The sequence below is a fragment of the Streptomyces sp. NBC_01497 genome (assembly GCF_036250695.1).
Taxonomy (GTDB): domain Bacteria; phylum Actinomycetota; class Actinomycetes; order Streptomycetales; family Streptomycetaceae; genus Streptomyces.
Map to the genome: position 1 here is coordinate 3,470,604 of NZ_CP109427.1, position 13,360 is coordinate 3,483,963.

A 13,360-nucleotide genomic window follows, 5' to 3' on the forward strand; every position below is an offset into this window, starting at 1 on the left:
CCGGGTAGGTGCGCGACACCGCACGTACCGCGCCCGATCGTGCCACGGCGCCGCCGAACGCGGTCACGGGGATTCGGACACCGGCCGCCCATCCCCCTGGCGACCCTTGTCCTCGTGCCCGGCCCGGGCAGGGGGGATGCCCCAGGTTGCCAGGCTCCCGCCCGGGGTGGAAACAATGCGGACTTCCTGCGGGCCGGTGATCTCCCAGGGTTCGTAATCGTCAGATGCGGAAACGTGGAGGGAGGTTCCACCTTCCAGACAGATCTGCAAATCTCCGGTTTTCAGGGCGTGCAGGTATCGAACTTCCTGATGAAGCAATGACAGAATGGGGGCGAGCTGCTGCGCATCTCCTTCCGGATCGATCGTCAAGCCGGCTCCGTCCATGGCCGCCATTCTGATGTGTTCTTCGATACGCACCTCGAACGACGTATCGGGGGAGCCGATGACCAAAGAGATCGCCCAATCGAAGCTGACGCGCGCCACGGTGCAGTCCTCAACCGGGAGACTCCAATAATCTCCGGCATCGAACAATTCCGCTTCACTCATTTCGGCCACCAGCTCCATGAAGTTCCGACAGGTATATGTGTGGCAGACTTCGGTCCCGGCTTTCCTGCTATGTCCACGGGTTGACCGAGGTCGTTGTACGCTCGAATATACCCGTCGGGATACCGGGGGGTCGGGTCCATGACTCTAATCATGTCCGCATTTCCTTCCGCACCCGGACGTTGAAACACGACGCCCTTACCGTTGTCCGCGGTCCGCGGTTCCCAGCCCTCGGGGACCGGCTCGGGGGTGTTGTCCGCCGCCTCGGAGAATCTCGCCTGCTCGTCCGGTGCGGGCTCGTCAGGGGGCGGATCCTCGTCTCCCCCGCCGGTCGGCGGTTCGTCCCCGCCGCCACCCCCACCGCGTCCCCCACCGCCCGATCCGCCCCGTCCCCCCACCCCCGCCGGCTCGCGGGCCTCCGTCTCGGCGAGTTCGCGGTCCAGGGCCTGAGTGACCTCGGTCGTCTCGGCGTCGACCGCCTCTATCTCCGGGACGCCTTCGGCGGCGGCCTGAAGATAGGTCTCGATGTCCGCGATCATGTCGACGCTGATATCGGTGACGGCGGCGTCCAGGGCGACTTCGACGCCACCGAGTATCCCCGCCGCCTCCGCACCGTCCAGCGCGGCAGCGCCCACGTCCGAGGCGCCGCCGGTGAAGGGGGTGAGGATGATGCCGACGGCAGTCGTCAGGCCGAGCGCGATACCCGCTCCGGCAAGCTTGTGCTCCGTGCTGCTGTGGGCCTCGTCGATCGCGGAGGCGAACGTGTCACAGGCAGCCGCGAGTTTGTCGCACGCGTCCTTGGCGGCCGACAGGGGTGCGCTCTTCGCACCGCCGCCGTCCTGCCAGACCCTGGCCCAAAACGCGGCCATCGCGTGCACGGAGTCGTCGGAGTTGTTGTCGGTCAACGCCTGCACCTGTCCGTGCAGGTCGTGGCCCAGCGTGTCGAGCCCGGTGGATGCGGTCCTGTAGGCGGTGGCCGCGTCGCGGAGCTTGTCCTGATGGCCGTTGGGCCAGTACTTCGCCAGCACCGACGGCATGGACGAACTGCCCGCGCCGATCGCCGAGGCCGCGTCCGGATACATGATGTCCGTGAAGACAGTCGGCGCCGGGTAGAGGACCGGGGCCCCCTTGCCCTTCTTCGGGTTGGAGTGGTGGTCGGCCTTGAGGTAGTTGTTCGCCGTCGTCACCAGAGCGCCGGACGCCTGGCCTATGGCACGCACGGCGGCGGAGAACGTGGTGAAGAGGGCGCCTGCCGCCGGGTCGTACTTCGCGCCGAACTTCTGGCCGTACGCGTCGTTGCCCGCCATCCCCGCGGCGCCCTGGAGGGCGGTGTTGAGCGCGCTCGCGATCGAGTCGAGACGCGACTGCCCCGAAGCGAACTCCCCTGAGGCGAAGTTCAGGTCGTCCGGATAGAGGTCGATCGACTGCGCCGGCCCCCCGTCGTCGGCCGGTCTGCTCACCGGACATCACCCGGGGTGGCCCGGGCAGCGCCCCTGCCACCACGTATCGCGTCCCGCTCTGGCCTCGTCCCCCGGATCTTCGGCACCAGGAAATCGTCACGGCAACCACAGTGGCGCGCAAGGGCGTTGCCGCACAGGCCCTGGGCGCCCCGCCCGGGGCGCCCGACAGTGGGTCGGCCCGGAGCGTGCCGTGCCGGGCGCCGCCCGACCGGTCCGGTGTGGGGCATCAGCTCACGTTGGCGGCGCCACCGGCGTTTCCTCTCGTCGACCCGTCCCAGGACGCGTTCCAGACGATCACGTTTCCCGCAGCTCAGGGGCCATCCCAGCGTTCCAGCGTCCCGGATGCGGCGTTGCCCGTTGTCCCGGTGTGGGGCCGGGCCGCACGGTGGTGGAGCACCGGCCGGAGCACCCGGTCGGTGCCCGGCCACCGACCACCACCGAACGAACGGGGAACTCCACCCATGTCCCGCTTCAGCGCCCGCAACCGCTTCGCCGCCCTCGCCACGGGCTCCGCGCTCGCCGCCGTCCTCGCCCTCGCGGGCACCGCCTCGGCGACCACCGGCGCCCCGCACGCCGTGAAGGCGAAGGCGACGAAGACCACCGTGATCGCGCCCTGCACCGGAGCCCACACGAAGGTGACCGCGTCCGCTGTCAGCCGCCCGATCAACCACCTGCTGCTGACGGCGAAGAACACCGGCACGACCACCTGCGCCGCGTACTACGCCCCGGCACTGCGCTTCGACGCCGCCCAGTCCGCGACGCAGATCGAAGAGGACAGCATTCCGCAGTCCGTGGTCGTGCTGAAGCCGGGCCAGTCGGCGTACGCGTCGGTCACGCTCAGCGGGGACCGCGCCAAGGCGAAGGCCCACGGCCACATCGCGAAGAAGCTGGAGGTGTGGTTCATGCCGCGCGCCCAGGACCAGGGCTCGGTCGGCCCGGCCGCGCACCCGGCGCTGCCGAAGAACACGTACACCGACGACGACGCCCAGGTCAGCTACTGGCAGAGCAACGCGGCCGACGCGCTTATCTGGTAACCGCCGCCGCTTCGTACCGCCGCGCCGGGCGACTGACCACCGCCCGGCGCGGCCCCGTCACGACGGCCGGGACACGAGACTGCGGGGGAACCCGTACGGTCGACGGCGCACGCCACACCGCACGAGGCTCAACCCTCCCCGCCCGGCAGCGTGGTGACGAGCCCCAGGGCGGTCGAGCGGAGCAGGAGCCGGAGCCTCGGCGTGAAGTCCAGGGCGACATGGCCCCATTCCGGGACCTCGTCGTAGAGGGCGGCGAGCGTCGGGGTCGGGTGGGAGATCTGCCAGAAGCTGCCGGCGAACGAGAGCGCCGACGCGACCAGGGCGCCCAGCTGCGCGGTCGTCATGCCGCTCACCGTCTCCAGGGCGGTCACGAGCGCGTCGTGCGCCTCGAAGGCGTGGGTCTTGTACTGACGTGCGCGTTCCTTGGAGACGTCCCCTTCGAGGCTGAGCGCGACATGGGTCAGGAGATCGCAGAAGACCGGCTGTTCCGCGAGGGTGTCGGCGAGCAGCAGCCCGGCGGCTTCCGGTGACAGACGCGTGCCGGCGCGGCACTGTTCGCGTACGGACGCGCTCCACCGCCGCCAGCCGTCCTCCGCGAGGGCGAGCAGGAGTTCCTCCCTGCTCGCGAAGTAGCGCCGCACGCCGGTGCGGTGCATCCCTGCCCGCTCGGTGACGGACGCCAGCGTGACGAAGCGGACTCCGCCCCGGGCGCGGGCTTCTGCCTCGGCGGCCGCCAGGAGATCCTCCGTGCGGCGCGCCTTGTCCTCGACGGAGCGGGCTCTCTGCTGCATACATCAACTTTAACGCACTCGAAGATGCGCTACGCCCCCGCGAGGTGTAGCGTGGTTAGCGCATCACGAGGTGCGTTAAAAATCGCGTGTTCGTTGAGGAGTGAGATCCATGCAGGCCGTACAAGCCGCCGCGTTCGGAGCCCCGTCGGTACTCGGCGTCACGGAAGTGGCGGCGCCCGAGCCCGGACCGGGCCGGATGACCATCGACGTCACCCATGCCGCCGTCGGCCTCGTGGACGTCTTCCTGCGGCAGGGGCTCTACAAGGACCGTCCGGGCATGCCGCAGGCGCCCTTCGTCCCCGGTCTCGAAGTCGCCGGCACCGTCCGCGAACTCGGCGAGGGGGTGACCGGCTTCACGGTGGGAGAGCGGGTCGTCTCCATGTCGGCCGCCATCGGCACGGGCGGGTACGCGTCCGTCTACCTGACGGACCCGGCGCTCGTCGTCTCGCTCGACGGCTTCGACGTCGACTCCGCGCTCGCGGTCTCCGTGCTTCCCAACGCGGCCATGGCCCATGTCGCCCTCACGCGCGTCGCCCACCTGGCGAAGGGCGAGAGCGTCCTGGTGCACGGCGCGCTCGGCGGGTTCTCCGCCGCGTTCCCGGGCATCGCCACGCAGCTCGGCGCCTCCCGGGTCGTCGGGACGGTACGTGCGGGCAGGCTGGAGGAGGCGGGGCGCAGCCGGCTGCCGTATGACCGGATCGTCGACTCCGCCGCGATGACCGAGGCCCTGGCGGGAGAGACGTTCGACATCGTCATCGATCCGGTGGGCGGGGACGTCCGCACCCGGAGCCTGGATCTGATGGGGCCCGGCAGCCGGCTGCTGGTCGGCGGAAACGCCGGTGGCGATTGGGACCACGCGTTCCCCAGCAACGACCTGTGGCAGCGCAGCGTCACCGTCTCGGGCTTCAACTCCGCCGCCTACCTGCCCTCGCACCCCGACGCGATCCGTCCCGCGCTCGAAGCGGCCCGCACCGCGCTCACGGCGGGACTGGGCGAGATGGAGATCGAGGTGCTGCCCTTCTCCGAGGCGGCGACCGCGCACGAACGGATGGAGAACCGCTCGCTCACCGGCCGGATCGTCCTCGTCCCCGACACCCCGGCGTGACCCGCCCCCCGGGCCGGGCCGGCCGGAGCGCCGTGCGGCCCGGTCCGGACCGCGCCTCGGGCCGGACAGCCGGCACGCGCGTCCGCGTACCAAACGCTCAGCGCATCCCCGTACGAACCGCTCAGCGCGTCCGCGCACAAAACGCTCAGCGCATCCCCGTACGAACCACTCAGCGCATCCCCGTACGAACGCTCACCGCGTCCGGGCACGCACGCTCAGCGCGCCAGCTTCCCCGCGACCTCGCTCGCCCAGTACGTCAGGATCATCCCGGCGCCGGCCCGCTTGATGCTGGTCAGGGTCTCCAGGATCGCCGCGTCCCGGTCGATCCAGCCCTTCTCCGCCGCCGCCTCGACCATCGCGAACTCGCCGCTGATCTGGTACGCGCAGACCGGCACGTCCACCTCGTCGGCGACCCGCGCGAGGACGTCCAGGTACGGGAGGGCGGGCTTGACCATCACCATGTCGGCGCCCTCCTCCAGGTCGAGCGCCAGCTCGCGCAGCGACTCGCGGACGTTCGCCGGGTCCTGCTGGTACGTCTTGCGGTCGCCCCGCAGCGACGAGCCGACGGCCTCACGGAACGGCCCGTAGAAGGCGGAGGAGTACTTCGCGGTGTAGGCGAGGATCGACACGTCTTCCTTGCCGATGGTGTCCAGCGCGTCGCGGACCACACCGACCTGGCCGTCCATCATGCCGCTGGGGCCCACGACGTGGACGCCCGCGTCGGCCTGCACCTGCGCCATCTCCGCGTACCGCTCCAGCGTGGCGTCGTTGTCGACGCGGCCGTCGGAGGTCAGCACACCGCAGTGCCCGTGGTCGGTGTACTCGTCGAGGCACAGGTCGGACATCACGATGAGGTCGTCGCCGGTCTCGGCCTTCACCGCGCGGATCGCCTGCTGCAGGATCCCGTCGGGGTCGGTGCCCGCGGTACCGGCGGCGTCCTTCTTCGCGTCCTCGGGCACGCCGAACAGCATGATCCCCGACACCCCCGCCGCCACGGCCTCGACCGCGGCCTTCCGGATGGTGTCCAGGGTGTGCTGCACGACACCGGGCATGGTGGCGAGTGGTACGGGCGCGTCGATGCCCTCCCGTACGAACGCGGGCAGGATCAGGTCGGCCGCGTGCAGCCGCGTCTCGGCGACCATCCGCCGCATCGCGGGCGTGGTGCGCAGCCGCCGGGGGCGGGCGCCGGGGAACGATCCGTACACAGTCATGAGAAGTCGCCTCGTGCGAAGTCGCGTCGGATGGAGCGGCCGGGTGCGGGTGGGCAGCGGCCCGGACGGCGCCCCGCGATGTGCGCGGGCCGGGGCCGTCCTCTCCACGCTACGCCCGGCCGGAGGGGTCATTTGCCGACGAGGCGTCGGCGCGGGAGACGGTCCGGGGGCGGGCCCTGCCTGGGCGAGGGAGCAGGTCCGGGGGCGACCGCGCGGGGCGCGGGAGCCGGTGCCGTGCTGGACCGTACCCGCGGGACCGGCGCAGCACCGGGACCGGCGGCGGACCGTACGCCGACGGGCGCGGGACGTGTTCGTGTCCCGCGCCCGTGCTCAGCGCCTGTCCCAGCCCGTTCGCGTCAGGTGGTGCGCCGCCGACGCGCGCCGGGCCTGCGCTCGCTGGGCCGGGTGACCGGGTCGCCCGCCTCCAGCGCGGCCGTGCGCCGCGCCGTGCCGAACGCCGCCAGCGCCTCGGCCAGCCTGTGCACCGACGGCTCGGGGGCGAGGACGTCGACCCGCAGGCCGTGTTCCTCCGCCGTCTTCGCCGTGGCGGGGCCGATACACGCGATCACCGTCACGTTGTGCGGCTTGCCCGCGATACCGACGAGGTTGCGCACCGTGGAGGACGACGTGAACAGCACGGCGTCGAACCCGCCGCCCTTGATCGCCTCACGGGTCTCGGCCGGCGGCGGCGACGCGCGCACCGTCCGGTAGGCGGTGACGTCGTCGACCTCCCAGCCCAGTTCGATCAGCCCGGCGACCAGCGTCTCCGTGGCGATGTCGGCCCGCGGCAGGAACACCCGGTCGATCGGGTCGAAGACCGGGTCGTACGGCGGCCAGTCCTCCAGCAGTCCGGCCGCGGACTGCTCACCGCTCGGCACGAGGTCCGGCTTGACGCCGAAGTCGATGAGCGAAGCGGCGGTGGCCTCGCCGACCGCGGCGACCTTGATGCCCGCGAACGCGCGGGCGTCGAGCCCGTACTCCTCGAACTTCTCGCGCACGGCCTTGACGGCGTTGACGGACGTGAAGGCGATCCACTCGTACCGGCCGGTGACGAGACCCTTGACCGCACGTTCCATCTGCTGGGGCGTGCGCGGCGGTTCCACCGCGATGGTCGGTACCTCGTGCGGCACGGCGCCGTACGACCTGAGCTGGTCGGACAGCGACGCCGACTGCTCCTTGGTGCGCGGCACGAGCACCTTCCAGCCGAACAGCGGCTTGGACTCGAACCAGGCGAGTTGCTCGCGCTGCGCGGCGGAGCTGCGCTCGCCGACGACGGCTATGACGGACTGGTGCCCGTCGGGCGACGGCAGCACCTTCGCCTGTTTGAGGGTGCCCGCGATGGTGCCGAGGGTCGCCGTCCAGGTGCGCTGGCGCGTCGTCGTGCCGGCGGCGGTGACGGTGATCGGGGTGTCCGGTTTGCGGCCGGCCGCGACGAGTTCGCCCGCCGTGGCGACGACCGTGTCGAGTGTCGTGGAGACGACGGCGGTGCCGTCGCTCGCTCCGACCTCGCCCCAGCAGCGCTCGCTCGCGGTGCGCGCGTCGACGAACCGTACGTCGGTGCCTTGCGCGTCCCGCAGGGGAACGCCCGCGTAAGCGGGCACCCCGACGGCGGCGGCGATGCCGGGCACGACCTCGAAACGGATCCCCGCGGAGGCGCAGGCGAGCATCTCGCGGCCGGCGTCGCCGTCCAGTCCCGGATCCCCGGTGACCGCACGGACGACCCGCTTGCCGCCCCGCGCGGCCTCCATGACAAGATTGGCGGCATCCCTGATCGCGGGGATACCGGCGGCTGTTGACGCGTCATCAACGACCGTCAGCGCGGGCGTGCTCACACTGTCGCGGGCATGCGTGCGTACGACGTCGAGCACTTCGGGCTCGGCAATCAGTACGTCCGCCCCCGCGAGCGCCTCGACGGCGCGCAGCGTCAGCAAACCCGGGTCTCCGGGTCCGGCACCGAGAAAGGTGACGTACCCCGATGCGGAGTGGGCCGGATGGTCAGTGGTGGTGGGGCTCAAAGTGCTCGCTCCCCCATAAGACCGGCCGCACCTTTGGCAAGCATCTCGGACGCGAGTTCGCGCCCGAGCGCGAGAGCGTGCTGGTGCGACGCGGGTACGGGACCGGTGGTGGACAGCTGCACCAGCGTCGAGCCGTCGGCGGTACCGACGACGCCACGCAGGCGCATTTCGTTGACAATCTGCCCGTCGGCCAGCAGGTCGGCGAGGGCTCCCACGGGAGCGCTGCAGCCGGCCTCCAGGGCGGCGAGCAGGGACCGCTCGGCGGTCACGGCGGCCCGGGTGTCCGGGTCGTCGAGCTCGGCGAGCAAAGTGGCGAGGTCTACGTTGACCGCCGCGCACTCTACAGCGAGCGCTCCCTGGCCGGGAGCGGGCAGGACGGTGTCGGCCGACAGGATGTCGGTGACCTCCCCGCTCCTGCCGAGGCGGTTGAGGCCCGCGGCGGCGAGCACGACAGCGTCGAGCTCCCCGTCGTGGACGTACCCGATCCGGGTGTCTACGTTTCCCCGGACCGGCACGATCTGAAGGGCGCGGCCGTGGCCGCGGGCATGGGCGAGGAGCTGCGCGGAACGGCGCGCGGAGCCCGTGCCGACGCGGGCGCCGTCCGGGAGTCCGGCGAACGTGAGCCCGTCGCGGGCGACGAGCACGTCGCGCGGGTCCTCGCGGGGCGGGACGGCGGCGATGACGAGGCCGTCGGGCTGCGCCGTCGGCAGGTCCTTGAGCGAGTGCACCGCGAGGTCGACGTCACCGAGCAGCAGCGCGTCGCGCAGGGCGGTGGCGAAGACGCCGCTGCCGCCGATCTGCGCGAGGCGCTCGCGGGAGGTGTCCCCGTACGTGGTGATCTCGACCAGCTCGACGGGGCGGCCGGACAGTTCGGCGACGGCGTCGGCGATCTGCTGGGACTGCGCCTTCGCGAGGGGGCTGCGACGGGTGCCCAGGCGCAGTGGCCGGGCGGGCAGGCCGGCGGGCGGGGACGCCGCGGGGGCGTTCATGCCCGGCCCCGGTCGGCACGGCTGACGGCGGCGACCGTCTGCGGGTCCAGGTCGAACAGCTCACGCAGCGCGTCCGCGTATCCGGCGCCGCCGGGCTCGGCGGCGAGCTGCTTGACGCGCACGGTCGGCGCATGAAGGAGCTTGTCGACGACGCGCCGCACGGTACGCGTGATCTCGGCACGCTCCTTCTCGTCCAGGCCGGGAAGTCTGCTGTCGAGCCGGGCGATCTCCCCGGCGACGACGTCGGCGGCCATGGCGCGCAGCGCGACGACCGTCGGCGTGATGTGCGCCGCGCGCTGCGCGGCACCGAACGCGGCGACCTCTTCGGAGACGATCGCGCGGACCTTGTCCACGTCGGCGGCCATCGGCGCGTCGGCGGACGCGTCGGCGAGGGTCTCGATGTCGGCGAAGGTGACGCCGTCCACCCGGTGGGCGTCGGCGTCGATGTCACGGGGCATCGCGAGGTCGAGGAGCGCGAGCCGCGCGCCGTCCGGCCGGCCGTGCACGGCGGCGCGGACCGCGTCGCCGCTCAGCACGAGGCCGGTGGCGCCGGTACAGGACACGGCGATGTCGGCGGCGCTCAGCTCACTGTCGACGGCGCCCATTCCGACGGCGCGGGCCCGCACCCCGGTGCCGCCGGGCTGCTGGAGGATCTCCACCAGCCTCTCGGCGCGGGCGGCCGTGCGGTTGGCGATCACTATCTCGGCGACGCCCGCCCTGGCGAGGGTGGCGGCGGCGAGCGAGGACATGGACCCGGCGCCGATGACGAGGGCCCGCTTGCCCTTGGCCCAGGTGTCGACGCCGTCGGCGCCGGCGAGCTGCTGGAGGCCGAAGGTGACGAGGGACTGGCCCGCCCGGTCGATGCCGGTCTCGCTGTGGGCGCGCTTGCCGACCCGCAGCGCCTGCTGGAACAGGTCGTTCAGCAGGCGGCCCGCGGTGTGCAGGTCCTGGCCGAGGGCGAGGGCGTCCTTGATCTGTCCGAGGATCTGCCCCTCCCCTATGACCATCGAGTCCAGGCCGCAGGCCACCGAGAGCAGGTGGTGGACGGCCCGGTCCTCGTAGTGCACATAGAGGTACGGGGTGAGCTCGTCGAGCCCGACGCCGCTGTGCCGGCCGAGGAGTGTGGACAGCTCGGCGACGCCCGCGTGGAACTTGTCGACGTCGGCGTACAGCTCGATGCGGTTGCAGGTGGCGAGAACCGCCGCCTCGGTGGCGGGTTCCGTCGCCAGGCTGTCCTGCAACAGCTTGACCTGCGCGTCGGCGGGGAGCGAGGCCCGCTCCAGCACGCTGACGGGTGCGCTGCGGTGGCTGAGGCCCACGACCAGGAGGCTCATGCCGGCATCACCGCGGGCAGCTCGCCTTCGGGTCCCTTGCGGCCGCGGCCCGCGGTGGGCGCGGTGCCGCCGCCGGCGGGCGCGGTACCCGCCCCGGCGGCGGTGTGCGCGGCGCCGTCCTGCGCGACGGTCGTCGGCGGTGGCGGCGGTACGTCCGGCATGTCCTCACCGGCCTTGCGCTGCTCGTGGAACGCGAGGATCTGCAGCTCGATGGACAGGTCGACCTTCCGCACGTCCACCCCGTCCGGGACGGTCAGCACGGTCGGCGCGAAGTTGAGGATCGAGGTGACCCCGGCGGCCACGAGCCGGTCGCAGACCTGCTGGGCCGCTCCCGCCGGGGTGGCGATGACACCGATGGACACACCGTTGTCCCGGATGATGTCTTCGAGCTGGTCGGAGTGGCGCACGGGGATCCCGGCGACGGGCTTGCCCGCCATGGCCGGGTCGGCGTCTATCAGGGCGGCGACCCGGAACCCCCGGGAGGCGAACCCGCCGTAGTTGGCGAGCGCGGCGCCGAGGTTGCCGATACCGACGATCACGACGGGCCAGTCCTGGGTCAGGCCGAGCTCGCGGGAGATCTGGTAGACGAGGTACTCGACGTCGTAGCCGACACCGCGGGTGCCGTAGGAGCCGAGGTACGAGAAGTCCTTGCGCAGCTTCGCCGAGTTGACCCCGGCGGCGGCGGCGAGCTCCTCGGAGGAGACCGTGGGCACCGAGCGCTCGGAGAGGCCGGTGAGCGCCCGCAGATAGAGCGGGAGCCTGGCGACGGTGGCCTCGGGAATGCCTCGGCTGCGAGTCGCCGGTCGGTGCGTTCGGCCAGTTGCCACGGTGCTCCTGCGGGATGAGCGGGGTTGCAGGCGGTCGTGCGTTTCGTGGCCGCCCCGTCGAGTGCAGGCTATGTCTTTGTGAACGCGTGCACAAAGATGGTGTCCGTTTTGTCTGACCAAAGTGACCGGGGTCACGCGCTCGGATCGCGTAACGGCGGAACCAACCACGAGGTCGGACCGTTGCCTCGGACCAGGGCGCATGCCGGCCACACCTCTCACCCGGACGCCCCCGTCGGATCGACGCCGGCACGGCGCACCGGCGAAGCACCCGCGATCGTAACCGCCTTTCCCAGGAGACCCGCCCTTCCTCAGGATCCCCGCCCGCGGGGGGACGGGGATCGCGGATCGCGCGGCCGGGCTCAGGGCGCGAGTGCGCGCAGGAGCCGCTCCTCGTCCACCCGCCAGAAGGTGTGCTGCTCGCCGTCGACGAGGACCACGGGGATCTGCTCCCAGTACGCGTCACGCAGCGCGTCGTCGGTGGTGATGTCCTTCTCCTCGAAGACCGCGCCGGCCTGGGCGCAGACCCGCTCCACCACCACGCGGGCGTCGTCGCACAGATGGCAGCCCGGCTTGGAGATGAGTGTCACGCAGCGCGGGGGCGCGGGATCAGCGCCGCCCGCCCGCGGGCCGCGCTCCCGGCCGGTGGCCGCCCCGTCCTTCTTCGTACGCCGCAGCAGAGGGGTCATGCCTGCCATTCTCCGCCTCCGCGCCGACGGGGACCGCCCGTTGTCCAGGGCCCCCCATCGATCATCATGTGTGCCGATTAACACATCGGTCGGCGAGTGTTCACACCCGGGGCGCCCCTTCGCGGCAGGAAGGCCGAACGGGACTGGTTATGCTCACCACATGGCCGCACTCGGATGGCTCACTCCGCGCAGGCGCTCCGCCACACCCAGGAGCGTCCTGGCGGGCGAGGCCGCAGCCGAGGCCGCCCGCAGGTCCACCGCGGACGTCGGCCTCGTCGACCGCGACGGGCGCCCGGGCGAGGAGCCCGGCGTCCCGGCGGAAGTGGTACCCGACTTCCCGGTCTTCGGCGACGTACGCGCCGCCGCGTTCTTCGACCTCGACAACACCGTCATGCAGGGCGCCGCGATCTTCCACCTCAGCAGGGGCCTGTACAAGAGGAAGTTCTTCCAGCGCCGCGAGCTGGCCCGCTTCGCGTGGCAGCAGGCCTGGTTCCGGCTCGCGGGCGTCGAGGACCCCGACCACATGCAGGACGTACGGGATTCCGCACTGTCCATCGTCAAGGGCCACCGCGTCGCCGAACTGATGTCGATCAGCGACGAGATCTACGACGAGTACATGGCCGACCGCATCTGGGCCGGCACCCGTGCCCTCGCCCAGGCCCACCTCGACGCGGGCCAGCAGGTCTGGCTCGTGACGGCCGCGCCCGTCGAGACCGCGACGATCATCGCCCGCAGGCTCGGCCTGACCGGCGCGCTCGGCACCGTCGCCGAATCCGTGGACGGCGTCTACACCGGCCGTCTCGTCGGAGAGCCGCTGCACGGCCCCGCGAAGGCCGAGGCCGTACGGGCACTCGCCGCGGCCGAGGGCTTCGACCTGCCGCGCTGCGCCGCGTACAGCGACTCGCACAACGACATCCCGATGCTGTCCCTGGTGGGCCACCCGCACGCGATCAACCCCGACGCCAAGCTCCGCAAGCACGCCCGCGAACGCGGCTGGCGGCTGCGCGACTACCGCACCGGCCGCAAGGCCGTGAAGGTCGGCATCCCGGCCGCGGCGGGCTTCGGCGCGCTCGCGGGCGGCACCGCGGCGGCCGTCGCCCTGCACCGCCGCCGCCGCTGACCCGGACGGGCCCCGCACAGCCTCCGCCGTTCGACTCCGCCTCCCCGCCCTCCCGCACCCGTCTCCTGGCGCCCCCGAAGCGCCTGTCTCCCGGCTCCCGGCTGTCGGTCCGGTGCTCTCCGTCCGGCCCCGGCACCCTCGCTCCGGCCCCGGCTCCCGCTCCGTCTCTCGCTCTGGCCTCCCTCTCCGGCCCCCGCCGGACGCCGCCGCGCGGGGCCGGTCCGGCTGCGCTGTGTGACGACCAC

General features: G+C 72.2%; 12 protein-coding genes. 3 read left to right on the forward strand and 9 right to left on the reverse strand.

What is annotated here, in order from left to right; genetic code table 11:
* Positions 1-63: 63 nt before the first annotated feature.
* Together OG310_RS14810 and OG310_RS14815 are read right to left on the reverse strand one after the other, a co-directional pair.
* Positions 64-564 (reverse strand): DUF6188 family protein, encoded by a 501-nt coding sequence (locus OG310_RS14810; protein ID WP_329456348.1) that lies wholly within the window; start codon positions 562-564, stop codon positions 64-66.
* The gene (locus OG310_RS14815) at positions 543-2,003 is read right to left on the reverse strand and encodes a WXG100-like domain-containing protein (RefSeq protein WP_329456349.1); all 1,461 of its coding nucleotides are present in this window, start codon (positions 2,001-2,003) and stop codon (positions 543-545) included. The genes OG310_RS14810 and OG310_RS14815 overlap by 22 nt, the downstream gene beginning before the upstream one ends.
* Before the next feature lie 461 nt (positions 2,004-2,464).
* Between OG310_RS14815 and OG310_RS14820 the strand changes: the two genes are divergently transcribed.
* Entirely contained in the window at positions 2,465-3,037 is a 573-nt protein-coding gene (locus tag OG310_RS14820) for a DUF4232 domain-containing protein (protein ID WP_329456350.1), read from the forward strand.
* A 128-nt stretch (positions 3,038-3,165) separates the two neighbouring features.
* On the opposite strand, the gene OG310_RS14825 is transcribed toward OG310_RS14820, so the two are convergent.
* The gene (locus tag OG310_RS14825; protein ID WP_329456351.1) at positions 3,166-3,828 is read right to left on the reverse strand and encodes a TetR family transcriptional regulator; all 663 of its coding nucleotides are present in this window, start codon (positions 3,826-3,828) and stop codon (positions 3,166-3,168) included.
* A gap of 109 nt (positions 3,829-3,937) precedes the next feature.
* On the opposite strand from OG310_RS14825, the gene OG310_RS14830 reads away from it, so the two are divergent.
* Positions 3,938-4,933 (forward strand): quinone oxidoreductase family protein, encoded by a 996-nt coding sequence (locus OG310_RS14830; RefSeq protein WP_329456352.1) that lies wholly within the window; start codon positions 3,938-3,940, stop codon positions 4,931-4,933.
* A gap of 215 nt (positions 4,934-5,148) precedes the next feature.
* Here OG310_RS14830 and hemB read toward each other — a convergent pair whose 3' ends face one another.
* The 6 genes from hemB to OG310_RS14860 form a co-directional block, all read right to left on the reverse strand.
* Positions 5,149-6,144, reverse strand: a complete 996-nt coding sequence (hemB, locus tag OG310_RS14835) for a porphobilinogen synthase (protein ID WP_329456353.1) — start codon at positions 6,142-6,144, stop codon at positions 5,149-5,151.
* Between the two features lie 356 nt (positions 6,145-6,500).
* Positions 6,501-8,159, reverse strand: a complete 1,659-nt coding sequence (locus tag OG310_RS14840; RefSeq protein ID WP_329456354.1) for a bifunctional uroporphyrinogen-III C-methyltransferase/uroporphyrinogen-III synthase — start codon at positions 8,157-8,159, stop codon at positions 6,501-6,503.
* Positions 8,156-9,148 carry a hydroxymethylbilane synthase gene (hemC, locus tag OG310_RS14845; protein ID WP_329456355.1) on the reverse strand — a complete coding sequence of 331 codons (993 nt, stop codon included), beginning with the start codon at positions 9,146-9,148 and terminating at the stop codon, positions 8,156-8,158. Before hemC ends, OG310_RS14840 begins: the two co-directional genes overlap by 4 nt.
* Positions 9,145-10,482 carry a glutamyl-tRNA reductase gene (locus tag OG310_RS14850; protein ID WP_329456356.1) on the reverse strand — a complete coding sequence of 446 codons (1,338 nt, stop codon included), beginning with the start codon at positions 10,480-10,482 and terminating at the stop codon, positions 9,145-9,147. Before OG310_RS14850 ends, hemC begins: the two co-directional genes overlap by 4 nt.
* The gene (locus OG310_RS14855) at positions 10,479-11,309 is read right to left on the reverse strand and encodes a redox-sensing transcriptional repressor Rex (protein WP_329456357.1); all 831 of its coding nucleotides are present in this window, start codon (positions 11,307-11,309) and stop codon (positions 10,479-10,481) included. Before OG310_RS14855 ends, OG310_RS14850 begins: the two co-directional genes overlap by 4 nt.
* A 359-nt stretch (positions 11,310-11,668) precedes the next feature.
* Positions 11,669-12,004: a glutaredoxin family protein gene (locus OG310_RS14860; RefSeq protein WP_329456358.1), complete on the reverse strand. Its 336-nt coding sequence runs from the start codon at positions 12,002-12,004 to the stop codon at positions 11,669-11,671.
* Between the two features lie 151 nt (positions 12,005-12,155).
* Here OG310_RS14860 and OG310_RS14865 point away from each other — a divergent pair, with 151 nt between their 5' ends.
* On the forward strand, positions 12,156-13,115 hold the full coding sequence (locus OG310_RS14865; protein ID WP_329456359.1) for an HAD family hydrolase: 960 nt from the start codon (positions 12,156-12,158) through the stop codon (positions 13,113-13,115).
* The last annotated feature ends 245 nt before the right edge of the window (positions 13,116-13,360 follow it).